The sequence below is a fragment of the Acidovorax sp. Leaf73 genome, from assembly GCF_916855635.1.
GTDB classification, from domain to species: Bacteria; Pseudomonadota; Gammaproteobacteria; order Burkholderiales; family Burkholderiaceae_C; genus Acidovorax; species Acidovorax facilis.
This window is the reverse complement of the sequence record NZ_CAKASI010000002.1, coordinates 107,059-124,964: the sequence shown is the minus strand read 5'-3', so window position 1 is coordinate 124,964 and position 17,906 is coordinate 107,059. Positions and strand designations below refer to the sequence as shown.

Genomic DNA, 17,906 nt, shown 5'->3' with positions numbered 1-17,906 from the left:
ATGAGAGCCGAACACCTCATCAGCCTGCGGCGTCTCAGTCAGTACGTACACGACCGCACCACTCACCCTCGCGTCGGATTGGGCGGGGGAGTTGGGTTTAGGTGCGGATCTCCGTATTGAACGAATGGCGCATCAGCTACTTTCGGGGGGGGGCGCCCCGGCGATGGGAGAAGCACAGAACGGCGCGCAACGCCCATGTTCTGCGAGGTCGCCAAGCTCGACTTACGCAAGACTTTTCTTCAGCCGTCGTCGGCGGCCCCTCCACACATCCAACCGGTATCGGCTGGAATGTTTCCGCCCTAACCTTGAAAGGCGGTCTTATCGCTCACTTGCAGATTGTCTTTGCGTCTTGCTACACCGAGTGCTCCTTCTTACACCACATCGCCCTGGGCTCACAAGCCTATAGGAACTGACCTACAAAACGCTCTGTTGCGCCCACCGAACATGAACTTCACACGACCCACCCATGGTGTTCGTGTGCAAATTTTCAACCACTTCACAAGGAGTCAACTATGGGCTACAGAGACAGCGACGATAGCAACTTTTCCCATCACGGCATGGGCAGAGATGCCGATGACACGCGGCTCGGCGAGCGCAGCAACCACCAGGGCTACAGCAGCGATGATCAACGAAGCGGTACCGGCGGTTATCGCCGGGAGTTCGAGACACGCGGCGCCCGCTATGACCAAGAACGCTCGGGTCAAGAGCGCTACGGGCAGCAGGGTTATGGCCAATATGGCATGAGTCGTGATAGCGGGAACTTCCGCAGCGAGTCGCAGGGATATCCATCTCCAAGAAGCCGAGACTGGGGCGGCTCGTATGGCTCGCAAAGCCGCTCCGCCTACAACCAAGACGCCGACCAACAACCGCATGCGTGGAGTGCGCCGTTTGACAATCAGGGCTTTCGCGATCAAGGTCGCTTCACTTCGTCCTATCGTGATGGGGACCGAGAACAGGGCGGCAAGGCATACGGTTTCATCCGCGGTTCAATGCCCGCGCAGCAGAGCCAAGGCTACCGTGATCCCGATTATCAGCAGTGGCGAGATGAGCAGCTACGCATGCTGGACGATGACTACGACACTTGGCGCAAGGAGCGTTACCAGAAGTTCTCAGACGACTTCAGCCAGTGGCGGACTACCCGCAACACCGGATCGTCGGGTCAGCAGCAAGGGCAGCAGAACCAGAAGAACTCTGGTTCTAACACTGCACCCGGCAGCGGCGCCAGCGGCTCCCAGGGGAATACCCAAAAGTCCAAAGATGCGACTTGATCGTTGCGGTTGACTCAGCCCGTGCTGATGCTGACTGTTGGGCCAGGCGGAAGAATTCGCTACTGCCTGGCCCATTCACAGACCCGACTGGAGCTCTTCTCGCCGTTCTACCTCACACCTGATTTAAGGACGCAACATGCAAACCGTATCTGATGTTATGACCCGAGGCATACGCACCATGGCTCCCAGTGAAACTGTGACGGCGGCCGCGCAAGCAATGCGTGAGTTGGACGTTGGTGCCCTGCCTGTCTGCAATGGAGCCCGCCTAGTGGGTATGGTCACCGACCGCGACATTGTCGTGCGGGGGGTGGCACAAGAGCTCGTGCATGCACCGCTTAGCGAGGTCATGTCCGAGGGCTTGTTGTATTGCAAGGAGGATGACACCGTCGCGGCGGCGCTGGAGACTATGCGCAGCCAGCAGGTGCGTCGGCTTCCGGTGGTAGACAAGGATCAGCAACTGGTGGGCGTGGTATCGCTGGGTGACTTGGCCACCAAGGGTGAGGAGGACACAGACACCATGGACGCGCTGCGAACCATCTCCGAGCCGTCAGAACCGTATCGCGGTGGTCTGTCTGCGGCCAGCGGCGCTGCAGGAGGCGGGCAGACGGATTGACTTTGTCTGCCCTCCCTGCATCGTGAGTCCCTATCGAGATTCCCTTGTTGGGGCAGAAATGCGTGATCCTCTGAGTTTCTTACTGTCAGCCTCCAACTCGAGATAGCACTACCGCAGTGTTGGTCCAGAAGCCAAGCCTTCCCTCGCGTGACCGAGCATTTCCGACATCCACTTCACCAGCATTTCTGTGTAAGCGTTGCTCCATTCTTTCTTAGAAAGGCTATGGTCGGCTTCAGGAATCATCCGGTGTGTCATGGATCGGGTCTTGAGGAAAGCTGCTAGATAATTCTCGATCACTGTGTGGGGGACGATGTGATCGAGCTCCGACTCCACCAGCAGAACATCCCCTTTGAAAGCGGCGCTTGCCGCAAGGGCTCTGTTGCTATTGGCTGGAAGTTCCAATGCCCGATAACGGGCAATTTCCTGCCGATCAAGATGCTGTTTCGACGTCAGCCACTCATCGTCCTTATATAAGGCGGGGGCGCGCAGGGCCATCCAGCGCACGGGCCGAATAGCGCTGAGGATCGAGGCCAGGTAGCCACCGTAGCTGCTTCCTACCAACACAACAGACTCTTCGTCGACGGCGGGATGGCCTACGAGAGTGTCGTACGCCGCCAACATGTCGTTGAGATTGTCCTCGCGGGTCACGATGTCACGTTGTACCCGATCGTTCGCATGGCCACGCAAGTCAATGGTGAGACAAATGCATCCCAGAGCGGCAATGGCGTGAGCCCGTGCCAAGTACTGCTCCTGGCTTCCGTCCCATCCATGCACCAGCAAAACGCCGGGGACGATTGTGTCGGGCGCGACCAACGTTCCAGCAATGGTTCGATCTCCTGTGGGAATCTTTATGGTCCTGTGTCGTGTAGTCATCGGTTTTCCACCAGCGCATACTTTGTCAAAAATCCCGCTTCAGGATCCTCTCCCTGGAAATACTTCACGGCACCGTCTGGAAGTGGCACAAGAGGGCCAAATATTTCGACACACTTTGTGTGAACCAGCATGAGACTTGGGTCCTCATGAAAAGCCTCCAGCGCAGCGATCTCGGCGCCCGTCGCGCCTCCCATGCGCCAAGACTGTTCAAGGACACCAGAGCACCACTGGCCCATGGCGTTCGGGCCTTGCGCGACGTCGTAGTTGATACGCGAAGAAAAAAATCCTGGAAAACAACCCCTCACCGCCTCGTCGTAGGTGAGCGCCTGTTCCACAGCGATGCGCTCCGCGCCCGGTGCTAGGGTTTTCAATAGATCACCGAAATCCCCACGCACGACCGTTAAGTCAGACCCTCCATATGTCACTACACCTGCATTGTTCTCGGTGAGGTGCTGCTTACCGTAGTAGCTAGCCAATATGCCAGCAACTCGAACTTGCCCGACACTCAGTGTCTCGACCGCTGACAGGTTGTGTTCAAGCACTAGGCCAGGCCCTCGCAATGCTTGAACCGGCGTTTGTGACAGGCATGCATTCAACTCTTTGAGGCCTTTCACTACTACCTGTCCATGACCCCCTGTCTCTGCGACTGGCTTCAGTCGAACCGGGCCCAGTGCCAACAACTCCCTCACGGCCTCTGTAGCGTCAGAACGAGAAAACGCTGTGTAACCCGGTAGCACTGCGTCACGTACCAACTCGTGAAATTGAGGATTCCACCCTTCAGGGCGTTTTGAGTTGGGTGAGACCAATGGATGCGTAATCGCCTTTGAGGCGATAAATGCGTGAGGTACGACACCTCCGAACAAATCGTCCTCACCATGAAGTCCAATGCTCTTAGCCAGCTCCAGACCCACCACTGTTTCGCTTGGGATGAGATAGGTACGGGCGGGCCACAGCGCCTGGGGAAGTTCATCACTCACTCCGCAGCCTTTCATGTGCGCTATCCGGCGAGCTACTTCGGCCCGAGTCGCAATTTCGTGATGACTCGTATGTCCTGCCAACCCTCGTGTAAAGGGCATCACGACTTCCCGCGTTCCCCGGATGTCTTGTCGAGCGACCGGGAGGTGGCTTCGAGCAGCTTTCTCAAACATGAGAAATCTCCGCGATTAAAGGTCAGAAGCGAAAGGGGCATTTTGGGCTTCAAAGTTCACGATGCCATCGTATTTTTGGAGGGAAGCGCCTCGTGTAGGACGAGCGAGCAAAGAATGCGTGGCCAGTCGCTCCAGTGACGCGGGATATGCCCAGGGGCCGAACTTCAGCGGAGCCCATCAGCCACTTTTGGCCCTGGGCTGGGCGGTCTCCCCTGCGACGACCAGGCGATGTCGGTGTTCAGCGCGGACGATCTGATGGAGCACACCCGCAGGATCCGTTTCGTGGGCGAAAGCACGCACTTCCTCCGTCTTTTCATCCGGGATACCGTTCTTCTCTGCCATATGCACTACAAGCCGCATGAGCGCCGTAATTTCTCGTTCTGAGAGTAGATTCATCTGGAGGTCCAAATGGTGTCTACGTTCACTCTCCGCTGCTGCCATGTTCTGACTGATGAGAATCAAAACTGACAGAAAAATCGCTTCGAGCGACACTCCAAATAGCAGCAGGGTGTATGGAAAAGGATCGAACTTAACGATGAGCTCGTTGAACACTATCCAACCAATAAAAATGAAGGCGTTTAGAGCCAGAAAGCCCACCGTGCCGCATGCCTGAGTTACCTTCGCTACAGCCCGGTAAAGAAGCTGAGTGTTGTTCCTTCGAACGTCCTCGGCGCATAGGATGTTCTCGATATTTCGATAAGTGACTTGCGCAATGTGATCATTGACGTGGTCCACAGAATCTCCTTGAAAATTGGCCAACCCGAAGCCACCAGTTTTTTGAAGTCAAACGCCAGGGGATCCGAATGTCCCTTATAGATCGTTGGGAACTGCATCGTCGATAGACAGGAATGAGGTCGATGTAGGCGAAAGTCGTAGGCAAACGTGGGTGGCCAACAAGGCTCAATGTCCGTACTCCCGACAGTCCGGAGCAATGTGATCACTCCAGCTTTGAATCGGTGATGACCTACACGCTCGATTGAAAGATTCCTGCTCCCGGACGCTGGGTGCATGTCCTACGCTGATGTGACGTTCTGGCAATGGTGGAGGTCACTCCAATGAGAAAGCAAAGTGCAGCGCAAATACCCTCTTGTGAGAATTGCGAGCGCCGGGTTCTTGCGTTCACATACGAAAATTTTCTTGCCTTCACGCACGCGTGTGAGGCTCATACGCAAAGTACCCCAGAGGGCCGCATTGAACGCACCGCAAATCAGGTGACAACGCAACGGCGGCCAGCATTGTTATTTCGGTCCACGCGTTGAGGAGGCCTATATGTCGAAGACCCATCGCTCCGGTTCTGTACTTCTCAAACCCCGTCAACTGAAGCGAATGCGGCAGTGGGAAGCGTTGCAGCGTCCCCGGCGCGAAATGTTTCCGTACCCAGAGCCCGAGCCGCCACGGTGGAAACCGCTGGGATGATTTTTTAGCGCTACGGTGGAGGGGCAAGCCACACGGTCTAGTTGTATCGCTAAGCACTGATTGCCATGCACGCTCGGTGATCCCATTTATGCGCTTGAATGTCTCTTCCTCCACCAGTCCCTAGACGCATTTCGACTAAGTGCCTTTCAAGGAGTTGATATATGAGTTACGACAAAACTATTCACGACGGCGCGTTCATCAGATTGGGGGAGCCTTACGAGCTGCGCGGCTGGCCCCACTGTTGGATGGCGGTGGTGGCAGTCGTGCCCTCGGGCGGCGCAGTCAACAATTACCTTGTTTCCCAGTGAGCGGCGTCATGGCAGAAGACCGGGGCCAGGCACCCACATCTACCCGCACCATGTGGAAAGGGGCTATCAGCTTTGGCCTCGTACATATCCCGGTCGGGTTGTATTCGGCCACCGCGAGTTCGGGCGTTGATTTTGACTGGCTCGATAAACGCTCTATGCAGCCAGTAGGGTACAAGCGAATCAACAAGATCACTGGCAAGGACATCGCCAGCACCGACATCGTGAAGGGCGTGGAGTACGAGGAAGGACGCTACGTCGTTCTTTCACCCGAAGAGATCGCAGCTGCTTTTCCGAAAGTCACCCAGACCATCGAAATCGAAGCGTTTCTTGACGCTGATGAGATTCCGTTTGTGTATCTTGAGCGGCCTTACTACACCGCTCCACTCAAGCGGGGCGAGAAGGTCTACGCCTTGCTCCGCGAAGCGCTCCGCAAAAGTAACAAGGTAGGTGTGGCCAAGGTCGTCATCCAGTCCAAGCAGCACCTCGCCGTGCTCATACCTTGTGGTCGGGCGCTCATATTAAATCTCCTTCGCTGGGGCGGCGAAATTCGATCATTCGAGCAATTGAATCTGCCACCTTTGGACCCCAAGACCGCAGGTATCAAAGATGCTGAAATGGCTATGGCCGTGCAGCTTATCGATGACATGACACAGGCATGGGATGCGGACAGCTTCCGCAACTCCTTTGCTGACCAAATCAATGCGCTGGTGGAGAAGAAGGCCTCAGCCGGAGACATCGCCGATGTTGCGAAGGTGGAGAGCAGCCCGCCGGCATCTGCAGGCGCCGAGGTGTTGGATCTCACTTCGCTCCTGAAACGTAGCCTGGCGGGAAAGTCTTCCCAGTCGCCGGAGAAATCGCGCAGTCTGTCGACAGGCAAAGCCAAGGCATCCGTGACTCGGCTTCCGTCCACGCCCGCCAAGAAAGCTGCTGCCAAGAAGCCCCTTGCCAAAAATAAAAGCGCCCCGTCCGCCAAGCCCACAAAACCCGCCTCCAAAAAAACTGGCCGACGCGCCGCATAACGAACCATGGCTATGAAGGACGCTCTCGATGCGTATAAGAAGAAACGCAACTTCAGCATCACGCCAGAACCTGTAGAAGGTGGGGCCCCTGGTATTGAAGCGCTGCAGTTCGTCATTCAGAAGCACTGGGCGAGTCGCCTGCACTATGACCTGCGGCTGGAAATCGAGGGAACGATGAAGAGTTGGGCGGTTCCGAAAGGACCGAGCTTTGACCCGGCAGAAAAACGTATGGCGGTGCAGGTGGAAGACCATCCCATTTCGTACAACAGCTTTGAAGGCGAGATACCGCCCAAGCAGTACGGTGCAGGCCGAGTCATCATCTGGGACCGAGGCTATTGGGAGCCTCAGGGTGATCCCGCGGAGGGCTATCGCAACGGCAAGCTCAAGTTCAAGCTTCATGGACACAAGCTGCAGGGACACTGGACTTTGGTGCGCATGCACGGCCGTAGCGGCGAGCGCCAGCCCCCTTGGCTGCTCATTAAGGAGCGCGACGGACTGGAGCGTTCTGCACAGATTTTCAGCGTAGTAGACGAAATGCCGGACAGCGTGGCAGCCATCCCGCCGCCCTTGCCGCCTAAGAAGGGCGACACAGTGCCGCAGCAAGATAAACGATCAACAGGAAAACCCGTCCGAACTCGGCCCAGCGCCCCACCAAAGACCTCGAAAAAAGCCCCCGTAGTGCCCCTCCCCACCAAACTCTCTCCCGAGCTCGCCACACTGGTGGAGGGCCTTCCCGCAGATGCGGAAGAATGGATCTGGGAGCTGAAGTTTGACGGCTACCGTTTGATGGCGCGCGTTGAGGATGGCAAGGCGCGCCTGTACACCCGCAATGGCAACGACTGGACTGCTAAGTTGCCGCACCTTGCGCAGGCGGTTGCCAGCCTGCCACTGAAATCAGGATGGATCGATGGCGAGGTATTGATGCCCGATGCACAGGGCATCCCGGATTTTCAGGCGCTGCAAAACGCTTTTGATGGCGAGTCTACGGACAAGCTGGTTTTCTACGTATTCGATTTGCCCTATGCGGACGGCGACGATCTGCGCAGTCTTTCGCTCATGGAACGCCGAGAGCAACTTGGCAAGGTTATTGGTGCGTCTTCCTCGGACCACATCCGCTTCAGCGAGGCTTTTGATGTCCAGCCCTCGGACTTAGTCTCTTCGGCTTGCCAACTGGGTTTTGAAGGCGTCATCGGCAAGCGAAAAGACAGTGCATACGTGTCGCGTCGCACCAAGGACTGGATCAAGCTCAAATGCAGCCATCGTCAGGAGTTTGTGATTGGCGGATACACCGATCCCCAGGGTTCCCGCTTCGGGTTTGGTTCATTGTTGCTGGGTGTGCATGACGATGATGGCACCTTGCGCTATGTGGGCAACGTGGGCACGGGCTTCAGTCAGCAACTGCTGACGGATTTGCATGCAAAACTGCAGAGGATCAAGGTATCGAAAAACCCGTTTGAGAACGCCAGGGCGGTCGACAAGAAGGCGCACTGGGTCACTCCCCGGCTTCTTGCAGAGGTGTCCTTTGCGGAGTGGACCCATGAGGGTCGCATTCGCCACGCGGTGTTCAGGGGCTTGCGTAGCGACAAAACCCCCAAGTTCATCCCGCAAGAAAAGCCCCAGCCACTCAGCAAGACCACCCCAGCAGCCGACTCGGCTGTGGGCAGCGTGCGCGTGTCCAATGCGGACCGCATCATCGATCCGTCCACCGGCATCACCAAGATGGACCTAGTGCGCTATTACGCCACCGTGGCACCGCTGTTAATGCCCCACCTCAAAGCACGGCCAACTTCACTGGTCCGCGCACCCGATGGGATAGACGGGGACCTGTTCTTCCAGAAACATTGGGATGTTGGGCGCGCAAAGGGGGTGAGCGGCGTGCGAGAGCTTGCGCAAGCGCTATACCCGTCTCACCCGCCCTTGCTAGAGGTGAGCAGCCTGGAGGGCTTGCTCTCAGCTGCGCAAATGAATACGGTGGAATTCCACACCTGGAATGCCCGCAAAGACAAGATAGACCGCCCCGACCGCATTACCTTTGACCTGGATCCCGGAGAAGGAGTGCTGTGGGAACATGTGCAGGAGGCCGCCACCTTGGTACGCGTGATGCTCACCGAATTAGGCTTGCCAGCGTTTCTCAAGACCAGTGGCGGCAAAGGTCTGCATATCATTGTGCCCATCAAGCGCTTGCACGACTGGGACACCGTCAAAGGCTTCAGCCATGAGGTCGTTCAACACCTGGCACGCACCATCCCGCAGCGGTTCGTAGCCAAGAGTGGCCCGAAAAATCGCGTGGGCAAGATTTTTGCGGACTATCTGCGCAATGGACTTGGCGCTACCACCGCCAGCGCCTGGACAGCCCGAGCCCGTCCTGGGATGGGGGTGTCGGTGCCAGTATCGTGGGAAGAGCTAGGCAGGGTCACCGGTGGTGCGCACTGGAACGTTCAATCTGTCGGGCGCAGACTGCGCACCGGTAACGGACCGTGGCGAGACTATGGCGGAGCTGCCGTCTCTTTGTCTGCGGCGATCAAGGCACTCGGTCGCCTCCCCTAAAGCAGATAGGGGTCGCCGAAAGGACGGAGCTTTCTCCATTCTCCGCCGGGTGAAGGAGACATCTCTGACTGAATACGTCCTACAACCAGGCGACAGCAATGAGAACAGACTGACCGATTACTTTCAGGAGAGCTCCATGGCCAGGCGCATTCCTGATAAGGCTGGCAACTGAAACCTCGGATGGCCCACAGGTGTTCATGCTATGACTTCCAGGACCACCATTCTTGACAGGGCTCACCAGCACTCTCTGAAGGCAAGCCCGACGATTCTAGTATTGGTGGATTTCATCAACCCCATGCACTTTCCGGGCGCGGAGAGCTTGCTCAAGCGTGCGTTACCTGCTGCCAGGGCCACAGCACAGCTTAAAAAACGTTTGGCGTCCAAAGGTGTTGCCGCCATCTATGCCAATGACAACTACGGGATTTGGCATTCAGATTTCAAACAGCTGGTGACGGCCTGCCAAGCTCTGGCCGGGGCTCGTGGCGAGATTGCCACCTTGCTTGCCCCCCAACCGCGCGACCTAACAATCCTGAAGCCTCGCCATTCTGCATTTCACTCAACCCCGCTGGACCATCTTTTACACCAGCTGAAGGCACGCGAATTGATCGTAGTGGGCTTGGCTGCGGACATGTGTGTCCATCTGACGGCGATGGACGCCTACATGCATGGGTACAAAGTCTGGGTGCCGAGCGACTGCACCGCTGCGGAGAAAGACACCTCGAAAGCCGCAGCCCTGCGCCAGATGTCGCGTGTGTTGAAGTGTTCTATAAGAAGAGCCAGATAGTCGAGCTTCGTGCTCCATGGCTCCCCCCAGGCACGGTCCGCAAACTATCAGCGATAGCGATACCCTCGCTATTTACTGTCCAACGCTTTTTGTCGAGATTGCAACCATCGCAGGGACGATGCCATGGGGCATCTTCGGAGCCCGTGAGTCTCCGAATCCGCAGTCGTCATTCGACCCAAGAGTTCGCTTGTCCATGAGTGGAGTGGGGTAAACGATTTATTACATAGCGTTGCGGACAACTACATAAAAATTTCTCGCTTCCAGACGTTTTTCGAGGAGATGCCTGTGCCTTTCGAGTACCTGCGGGAGATCGCTCAAGCTCAGTTGCCGATCACCGTTGAAGATGAGGAGAGCATTGACAAGCTTCGGGTGTTGCGCGCTGCCGATCTGGTGTCCGTTTTGCTGCCACACCCGCTCTCCGGCATACACCATGCGCGCGTGCTAGCACTAACACCAAAGGGACGTGAGGCGCTCGCTAGAGAGCACGAACCTCTGCAGCCCTAGTATTGGGCGCGACAGTGGCAGTTTTCAGGGGCCCCTCGCAGCTCTTGCACATTGTGTCCCTGCAATCTGGGCTGCTGCCCTGCGCAGATGAACGCGGTTAAGTTTCACACCTGAAAGGTCGGTGAAGACAAAATTAACCGACCGACCGACCGACCGACCGACCGACCGCCTCACCGTTGACCTAGACCCAGGAGAAGCCGCTTTGGTACGGGTGATTCGTAAGGAACTGGGCTTGCCTAACGGCGTCAAGGGACTGCACATGGATGTCCATCAAGCGCCTGCAAAAGTGGTCCTCAAATGCGGGCGGGCAAGATTTTGCGGATTATCCGAGCAACAGCTGGGTACCACCGCCGCCAGTGCCTGAGCAGCCTGCGCTTGTACTGGGGATGGGCGTGCCTGACTTGAAACCGGCAGTTAGGACCGGGCTCAGATGTGAAGCGGGGCAAGGTGACCGAATTTCTTGATATCCGAGGGCTCGTTGCGTAGACTGACCGTGACGCACCCGCACTCTTGCGGAAGCGAGGAGAGGCAGTTGCAGATCGCATCCCTGAACATTGTGGCTGTTTCGGACAACCCGAGTGACGTCGAGTTAGTTGCGCAGCTTCTGCAGCGAGCGGCTCTGAATCCCGAGATCCGAGTTGTGGATTCCGAAAAGAGCTTGCGCTCTGCCCTGCAGGACCAGTTACCCGAATTAATCGTTTCGGATTTCAAGTTGCCTCAATTTAGTGGATTGGATGCCCTTCTAGTCGCCAGGGATGTTTGTCCCGATACACCCTTCATTTTGGTGTCAGAGGTCTTCGGTGAGGACCACGTCATCCATGCGCTCAAAAGCGGTGCGACCGACTACGTCCTGAAGCACGATCTTGCAAGGTTGGCCCCAGCTGTGCGTCGCGCGTTGGGGGATGCGCAGTCAGCGCTTGAGCAGCGGAGAACGCTGGAAGCATTGCGTCACAGTGAGTTGCGGTTCAGACTCGCAGCGTCCACGGGCGATGTGTGGGACTGGGACATCGAAACGGGGTTGGCCCAGATTTCGCCGCAGTGGAAGATGCGTTTGGGCTATAGCGAAGAAGATGTCGAGAACACCGCAGAGGGATGGCTTGCGCTTCTAGAACCCGCCGACCGAGTGCGAGTCCTCGCTGCATTCTCCGCACATATCAGGAACCATGTTCCCTATGACGTCGAATATAGAGCCTTGGCAAAGGATGGTAGCTATCGCTGGTCCCACGCCAAGGGACAGGCGGTCTGGAACGCACACGGACGCGCCACCTACATGGCAGGCTCAGTGGTTGATATCACTGAACGCAAGAACGCTGAAATTAAGGTCCAGCGGCTCAATAGGGTCTACGCTGTGCTCAGCGGAATCAACTCACTCATCGTACGAACCCAGAATCGGGAAGAACTTTTCCAGGAGGCCTGCAATATCGCTGTCCATGCAGGAGGCTTCAAGCTCGCATGGATCGGTCTTGTGGATAACGATTCGCAGCGCGTAGCCGCTGTGGCATGGTCCGGGGCGGGGGAGGACTATATCGAACACATCCCAATGGGAATGCGCGTCGAGCAGGAGAGCGAGTACGGAATAGTCGGGCAGAGCATCCGAAAAGGTTTCACAATCCTCGTCCAGAACACCGCCAAAGATGAGCGGATTGTGCTCAAACAGCAGGCGCTCGACCGTGGCTTCGCAAGTTTCGCCGTTCTGCCGCTCTCCATCGCGCAGCAATCCATTGGGGTATTGGTGCTGTATTCCGAAGAAACACACTTTTTCGATGACGAAGAAGTTCTTTTGCTGGAGGAGCTGGCAAACGACATTGCGTTTTCGCTGGATCATTTAGAGAAAGCGGAAGAGCTCAACTATCTTGCCTACTACGACGCACTCACCGGTTTGCCCAACAGGAGTCTGCTTCAAGATCGCATACGCCAGTTGACGCAGAACAACCCCGAGAGTTCTTCGAAGATGGCGTTGCTGTGGTTCAACGTAGACCGCTTCAAGAACGTCAATGACACGCTAGGAAGGCACGTGGGCGATGTACTGCTCAAGCTCGTGGCCTTGCGCCTTTCGGAGGTTGTTGGCCGTACAAACCAAATAGCCAGAATCGGTGCCGACCAGTTCGGGGGTGTTCTTACACACTGCGGGTCGCCTTCGGATGTCGCACATTTTTTGCGTGAAAAAGTACAGCCGCAAATCGACAAACCTTTTCTCGTCGAAGGTAAAGAGCTGTATCTGACTTTGCGCGCAGGAATCGCGATGTTTCCTGAGGATGGGCATGATGCGGATGTCTTGCTCACCAATGCTGAAGCCGCTTGCCGCGAGGCCAGCGCCAGCCAGGGTCGATACCAGTTCTATGCCACCTCGATGAACACTCGGGTGCGCAATCAGTTGAGCATCGAAAGCAAGCTGCACAAGGCGCTGAAGAGCGATCAATTCCTCTTGCACTATCAGCCGAAGGTTGGGTTGCATGATGGAAAGATTACGGGCATGGAGGCGCTAATCCGCTGGCAAGATCCCGAAGTCGGCCTGATACCCCCAGCACAGTTCGTTCCCATCTTGGAAGAAACCGGCATGATCGGTGAAGTGGGGCAATGGGTCATCGAACGGGCTCTTGCCGACCATGCGCAATGGTGCGCCCTGGGGCTCGTACCCCCACGAATCGCGGTCAACGTGTCGGCGGTCCAGATGAGGCGAGCAGATTTCGCGGATGCTGTTCGCAAGAAACTCCAAGCCTTCAATGCAAGCATTCTGGACATAGAAATCACGGAAAGCCTGTTCGTGGAGGACGTGGCATCGTGCGTGCAGTGTCTGAGGAAAATGCGCGAATTCGGTGTTCGCGTGGCGGTTGACGATTTTGGTACGGGCTATTCTTCGTTGGCCTACCTTAAGAAGCTGCCTATCGACTATTTGAAGGTCGATCAGAGCTTCGTCAAAGATGTTATTTACGACCCTGATGCTGCTGCAATTTGTATTGCCATCATTGATCTGGCCCACAATCTCAAGCTCAAAGTGATTGCCGAAGGGGTCGAGACAGAAGCCCAGATGAACTACCTGCGTCGCAAACACTGCGATGAGATACAAGGGTATTACTTCAGCAAGCCCTTATCCATGCAGGACATGGGACAGCTGCTTCATACCGGAGCTTGTATTCCGGTTCCGCGAGAGCCTGATGCTCCGGTGCGAAGAATTCTGGTGGTCGATGACGAGCCGGGCATTCTTTCAGCTCTAAGACGCGTACTGCGGCGGGATGGATATGAAATCCTGGCCGCTTCGAGTGCAAAAGAGGGCCTGAGAATCCTCGGTGATCACGATGTGCAGGTGATTTTGTCGGATCAGCGGATGCCAGAAATGTCCGGCACGGAGTTTTTGTCCCGCGTCCGTGATCTTTATCCAGAAACGATTCGGATCATCTTGTCAGGGTACACCGATCTTGAGTCTATTGCGGACGCGATCAATCGCGGATCCATCTACAAGTTCCTTACTAAACCCTGGGACGATGATTTGCTGCGCGAGAACATTCGTGAGGCATTCAATCATCATGACTCTTTCCGCAACAGAGCCATACCGCGATTAGATTCTCTTTAGCTGGGGCAGGTTGGGCTTGCTCGTACGCTCCAAGATGTTGGCGCCAACATCAAACGGACCATTGATGCCGATCCAGCGTTGACCTTTAGTAGCCTGCCGCAAGTAGAGTGATAGTGTGAGTTCCAAGTACACGAGGTCCGAGCGGAGGGCGCACGGATTGGCCAGACGCGCTAGCGACTACCGTGATGGGTTCTCCTGCGCTTACGCGACTGAGCTCCAAGATGTGGGGCCGGTTTCTTCAGGATGAGCTGAATGACTATTGTCGTCCGCAGCGAACGCTGTTTCGCAAAAACAAACTCTGAGGGCTATAGCTCCCAAAAAAGGAATCGATCAACTTCGGATCTGCTGCCCGGGATGCCCTTCGTGATCCCACAGCTTCCGGTGATCTAAGGCCCACAGCTTAGCCGCCCCCGGTGAGAATTTTGTGCTCCGTCAACTCAAATCTCGGTCTGTTCGGATAGCTCAAGAGCATCGTCGACCTCAATGCCAAGATAACGGACAGTTGACTCGATCTTTGAGTGGCCCAGGAGGAGCTGGACTGCGCGTAGGTTCTTTGTTCTGCGGTAAATGAGCGTAGCCTTGGTGCGCCGCATGGAGTGCGTTCCATACTCTGTTGGATCCAAGCCAAGCTGCAACACCCAGCGCTCAAGAATTCGGGCGTACTGACGCGTCCCGAGATGCGGCGACTTGTGAAGTCGGCTCGGAAAGATAAAGTCTTCTGATTTCAGCTTGGCGGTCTTGATCCATTGCTGAAGCGCTTCGCGAGTGGTCGCCGTCAGCTCGAACTGGACGGGGTGATGAGTTTTGTGCTGCATGACCGTTGCTCGTGAAGCGACTTGGTCGCCATGGCAAACATCGCGGACTTTGAGGGCGACCAGGTCGCACCCGCGTAGCTTGCTGTCGATTCCCAGATTGAAGAGCGCAAGCTCGCGCACCCGGTTCTCCATCTGTAGGCGCACGCGCAGCGCCCAGATGTCTTTGGGCTTGAACGGCGCCTTCTGACCAACGATCTTTCCCTTGTTCCAGGGCTCGCGATGAACGACGGCTGCAACGGATTCCATGATGGTCTCCCATGGAGTGGGGGGACAAAGACCATGCGCCTTCTAGACGCCGTTGTCCACGAGTGACCACGGTAGCTGTGTCAGTTCTTGCGGTGCAGAAAAACGCCCAGTGATGTTCTTCACTGTCTGCTCTCGATCGCAGCAGTCGTTCAACGACTGCATGTTGTGCGACTGCAATCAGCCTGAAGCCGCCGCGTTGGCGGTCTGTGGTGCAGCGATTGCCGCTGCTCATAGTCGAAACGCTTCCTAATGGTCACAGTTGCATACCTGCCATCCGAGCATCGACGCGGGGGATAGTCCAGTGACGGGTTTCAGGTGTGCAGCGGGTAACGACCATCAAGTGCAGGCAGATAGATAGGTCGCTGGATGTCTGCTGTAACGTTGTACGAGCAGACGACCCAAAGCGGATAGGCAGCTTTGGGTCGTCTGTGCGGGTTACAGCCCCAGTTCGGTGAGTCCGGGGTGGTCGTCGGGACGACGTCCAAGCGGCCAGTGGAATTTACGCTCCGACTCCTTGATGGGCATGTCGTTGATACAAGCGTAGCGACGGCGCATCAGGCCATCGGCCTCAAACTCCCAGTTTTCGTTTCCGTACGACCGGAACCAGTTGCCAGCGTCGTCATGCCACTCATAGGCGTAGCGAACTGCAATTCGATTCCCCTCATGTAGCCAGAGCTCCTTGATGAGTCGGTAGTCAAGTTCCTTCTTCCACTTTCTTTCAAGGAGAGCCTGGGCTTCGGCTCGGTTGTTGGCGAACTCGGCACGATTGCGCCACTTCGTATCCAGCGTATAGGCCAAGGCAACCTTGGCGGCGTCGCGTGTGTTCCAGCCGTCTTCCGCCAAGCGAACTTTCTGTACGGCGGTTTCGTGGGTGAACGGGGGCAGGGGTGGGCGTGATTCCATGATTGACCTCTATGCAAGTATGTAGAACGATCTGTCTACATACTGAATGCTATTCGATGTAGAACGATCTGTCTACAATATCTGCATGAACCCTGAAAAACCATCTTTTGCTGCGCTGCCTCCACGGGAGCGAATCTTGGTAGCCGCCCATGAGCTTTTTTACAGCGAAGGAATCAGGGCGACAGGTGTTGACCGAATCATTGATCGCTCGTCGGTCAGTAAGGTCACGTTCTATCGCCAGTACGCGAGCAAAGACGAGTTGATTCGGGCCTACCTGGATTACCGACACCAAGAGTGGATGTCGTGGTTCAAGAGCAGTCTGGCGCAAGAGTCCCGTGACGGCGCGAATGCGGTTGAGGCGCTACTCCGTACGCTGAGAGGCTGGTTTAGTCAGTCCCACTTTCGAGGCTGCGCGTTCCTGAATGCCGCGGCTGAGCTGGGTTCTGCCGATCCAGGCATCCTGGAAGTTGTGCGCCAGCACAAAAAGGAGATGGGATGCGTTTTGGATGAGTTGTTCGGCAGCCCTGCTGTCTCTGCAGGCCCGTCGCTGTCACTGGCCGTGGACGGCGCTATCGTCCATGTACAGATGGGCCAACCACTTGAGCAAGTGCTTGGGAGCCTCCAAGTCATCGTCGAAAGAATCGCTGCGAGCTAATGCCGCGTGTGAACTCTGCAGCGTCAGCTTTATATGGGTCTGGCCGGCCGGCTTCAACGGTGCACTGTGTGACCGCTTTTTGCCGAGGCTGACGTTTGTCAAGCCCGCCAGGAAGCCGAAGCTCGGCGGCAATCCCGCGTCGCTGGCATGGGACTCAGGCAGGGTGGTGACTTCGGTCGGTTGAGGCTCGTAGCCTGCTGCCGCTGGCGCATGACCGCGCCGGACTCATGGGCACGTTCTACCTGCAAAGCTACCTGGTTAACGGCCTGCCCACTATGGTTGCAAGTTGTCTGGCTCAACGGACTCCGTTGCTCACGGCCGTGCATGCTCAGGGCGCCGTGATCGCTGCATGGGTCACTATTTCACTTTGGCAGACGCGGCAACGCGCCTAAGTCATTACCTGCGCCTGCTTTTGTGCTTCGCGCCATTGGCGTGGTGGCATGCCGATCTGGGCGCGGAAGGCGCGGGAAAACGCCGTCTCGCTGCCGTAGCCCACGGCATCGGCTACCTGCAGCAGCGACTGGCCCTGGCGCAGCAGGCGCTGGGCAATGGCCATGCGCCAGTTCTGCAAATACACCCCGGGCGTGCAGCCCACCGTGTCGCGAAAGCTGTTGGCAAACACACTGCGCGACATGCCGCACAGCGCGCCCAGTTCCTCCAGGCTCCAGGCATTGGCGGGAGACTCATGCATGGCCACCAAGGCCAACCGCAAGCGCGGATGGGCCAACCCCGCCAGCATGCCTCCCTGCACCTGACTGCGTTCCATCAGCTGTCGAAGCACCTGGATCAGCACCACCTCAAACAAGCGGTTCAGCACCGTAGTGCGCCCACAGCGCTGGGCAAAGGCTTCATCGAACAGCAACTGCAGCACCACGGCGGCATCGGGCATATCTTCCAGTGGCAGGCAGACCACGTTGGGCAACGCATCGGCAATGGAGTTGTTCATCCCACCGGCAAACACCAAGTTCGCACAGACCATGTCGGCACCCGAATACGCATTGCTTTCAAAACGGTGCGGCATGGGCCGTGGGTAAAGCAGCAGGCTGGGGGTATCGATTTCCAGCTGCTCACTCCCGTGGTAGACGGTGAGCGGGCCACGGCGTATCAGGTGCATCTGTCCCATGTTTTCCTTGGCAGCCAGCCAGTGGCTGCCGCACAAGGTACCAGCATGAAACATCTCGGCCGTGACCGAGAAGTGATTGAGCAAGGCTGCCAAGCGATCCACCATAAAAATAC

15 protein-coding genes are annotated in these 17,906 nt (G+C 56.7%); 9 read left to right on the top strand and 6 right to left on the bottom strand.

What is annotated here, in order from left to right; all coding sequences use genetic code 11:
• Positions 1-512: 512 nt before the first annotated feature.
• Both LPA35_RS06990 and LPA35_RS06985 read left to right on the top strand, forming a co-directional pair.
• On the top strand, positions 513-1,268 hold the full coding sequence (locus LPA35_RS06990) for a hypothetical protein (RefSeq protein WP_228896131.1): 756 nt from the start codon (positions 513-515) through the stop codon (positions 1,266-1,268).
• 136 nt (positions 1,269-1,404) lie between these two features.
• Positions 1,405-1,881 (top strand): CBS domain-containing protein, encoded by a 477-nt coding sequence (locus tag LPA35_RS06985; protein ID WP_218299980.1) that lies wholly within the window; start codon positions 1,405-1,407, stop codon positions 1,879-1,881.
• 108 nt (positions 1,882-1,989) lie between these two features.
• On the opposite strand, the gene LPA35_RS06980 is transcribed toward LPA35_RS06985, so the two are convergent.
• The 3 genes from LPA35_RS06980 to LPA35_RS06970 all read right to left on the bottom strand — a co-directional run bounded on the left by LPA35_RS06980 (position 1,990) and on the right by LPA35_RS06970 (position 4,637).
• Positions 1,990-2,754 carry a S9 family peptidase gene (locus LPA35_RS06980; RefSeq protein ID WP_057228252.1) on the bottom strand — a complete coding sequence of 255 codons (765 nt, stop codon included), beginning with the start codon at positions 2,752-2,754 and terminating at the stop codon, positions 1,990-1,992.
• A complete protein-coding gene (locus LPA35_RS06975; protein WP_057228254.1) occupies positions 2,751-3,902 on the bottom strand; it encodes a DUF3182 family protein in 1,152 nt (383 codons plus the stop codon). Before LPA35_RS06975 ends, LPA35_RS06980 begins: the two co-directional genes overlap by 4 nt.
• A 177-nt stretch (positions 3,903-4,079) precedes the next feature.
• Positions 4,080-4,637, bottom strand: a complete 558-nt coding sequence (locus LPA35_RS06970) for a DUF1003 domain-containing protein (protein WP_057228256.1) — start codon at positions 4,635-4,637, stop codon at positions 4,080-4,082.
• Positions 4,638-5,479: 842 nt separating this feature from the next.
• Between LPA35_RS06970 and LPA35_RS06965 the strand changes: the two genes are divergently transcribed.
• The 6 genes from LPA35_RS06965 to LPA35_RS06940 all read left to right on the top strand — a co-directional run bounded on the left by LPA35_RS06965 (position 5,480) and on the right by LPA35_RS06940 (position 14,051).
• Entirely contained in the window at positions 5,480-5,626 is a 147-nt protein-coding gene (locus LPA35_RS06965) for a hypothetical protein (protein ID WP_158004173.1), read from the top strand.
• An 8-nt stretch (positions 5,627-5,634) separates the two neighbouring features.
• Positions 5,635-6,645 (top strand): Ku protein, encoded by a 1,011-nt coding sequence (locus tag LPA35_RS06960; RefSeq protein ID WP_057228257.1) that lies wholly within the window; start codon positions 5,635-5,637, stop codon positions 6,643-6,645.
• A 6-nt stretch (positions 6,646-6,651) separates the two neighbouring features.
• Complete coding sequence (gene ligD / locus LPA35_RS06955) at positions 6,652-9,192, top strand: DNA ligase D (RefSeq protein ID WP_057228259.1); 2,541 nt, start codon at positions 6,652-6,654, stop codon at positions 9,190-9,192.
• Between the two features lie 202 nt (positions 9,193-9,394).
• Positions 9,395-9,976 (top strand): cysteine hydrolase family protein, encoded by a 582-nt coding sequence (locus LPA35_RS06950; protein WP_228896128.1) that lies wholly within the window; start codon positions 9,395-9,397, stop codon positions 9,974-9,976.
• 279 nt (positions 9,977-10,255) lie between these two features.
• A complete protein-coding gene (locus LPA35_RS06945) occupies positions 10,256-10,480 on the top strand; it encodes a hypothetical protein (protein WP_228896126.1) in 225 nt (74 codons plus the stop codon).
• 532 nt (positions 10,481-11,012) lie between these two features.
• Entirely contained in the window at positions 11,013-14,051 is a 3,039-nt protein-coding gene (locus tag LPA35_RS06940; protein WP_228896124.1) for an EAL domain-containing protein, read from the top strand.
• 437 nt (positions 14,052-14,488) lie between these two features.
• Here the strand turns inward: LPA35_RS06940 and LPA35_RS06935 are convergent, their stop codons facing one another.
• Positions 14,489-15,112, bottom strand: a complete 624-nt coding sequence (locus LPA35_RS06935) for a tyrosine-type recombinase/integrase (RefSeq protein ID WP_228896122.1) — start codon at positions 15,110-15,112, stop codon at positions 14,489-14,491.
• A 435-nt stretch (positions 15,113-15,547) separates the two neighbouring features.
• Positions 15,548-16,015 carry a DUF1348 family protein gene (locus LPA35_RS06930; RefSeq protein WP_228896120.1) on the bottom strand — a complete coding sequence of 156 codons (468 nt, stop codon included), beginning with the start codon at positions 16,013-16,015 and terminating at the stop codon, positions 15,548-15,550.
• 85 nt (positions 16,016-16,100) lie between these two features.
• Here LPA35_RS06930 and LPA35_RS06925 point away from each other — a divergent pair, with 85 nt between their 5' ends.
• The gene (locus LPA35_RS06925) at positions 16,101-16,670 is read left to right on the top strand and encodes a TetR/AcrR family transcriptional regulator (protein WP_228896119.1); all 570 of its coding nucleotides are present in this window, start codon (positions 16,101-16,103) and stop codon (positions 16,668-16,670) included.
• 388 nt (positions 16,671-17,058) lie between these two features.
• Here LPA35_RS06925 and LPA35_RS06920 read toward each other — a convergent pair whose 3' ends face one another.
• The gene (locus tag LPA35_RS06920) at positions 17,059-17,898 is read right to left on the bottom strand and encodes an AraC family transcriptional regulator (RefSeq protein WP_228896118.1); all 840 of its coding nucleotides are present in this window, start codon (positions 17,896-17,898) and stop codon (positions 17,059-17,061) included.
• Positions 17,899-17,906 lie beyond the last annotated feature (8 nt).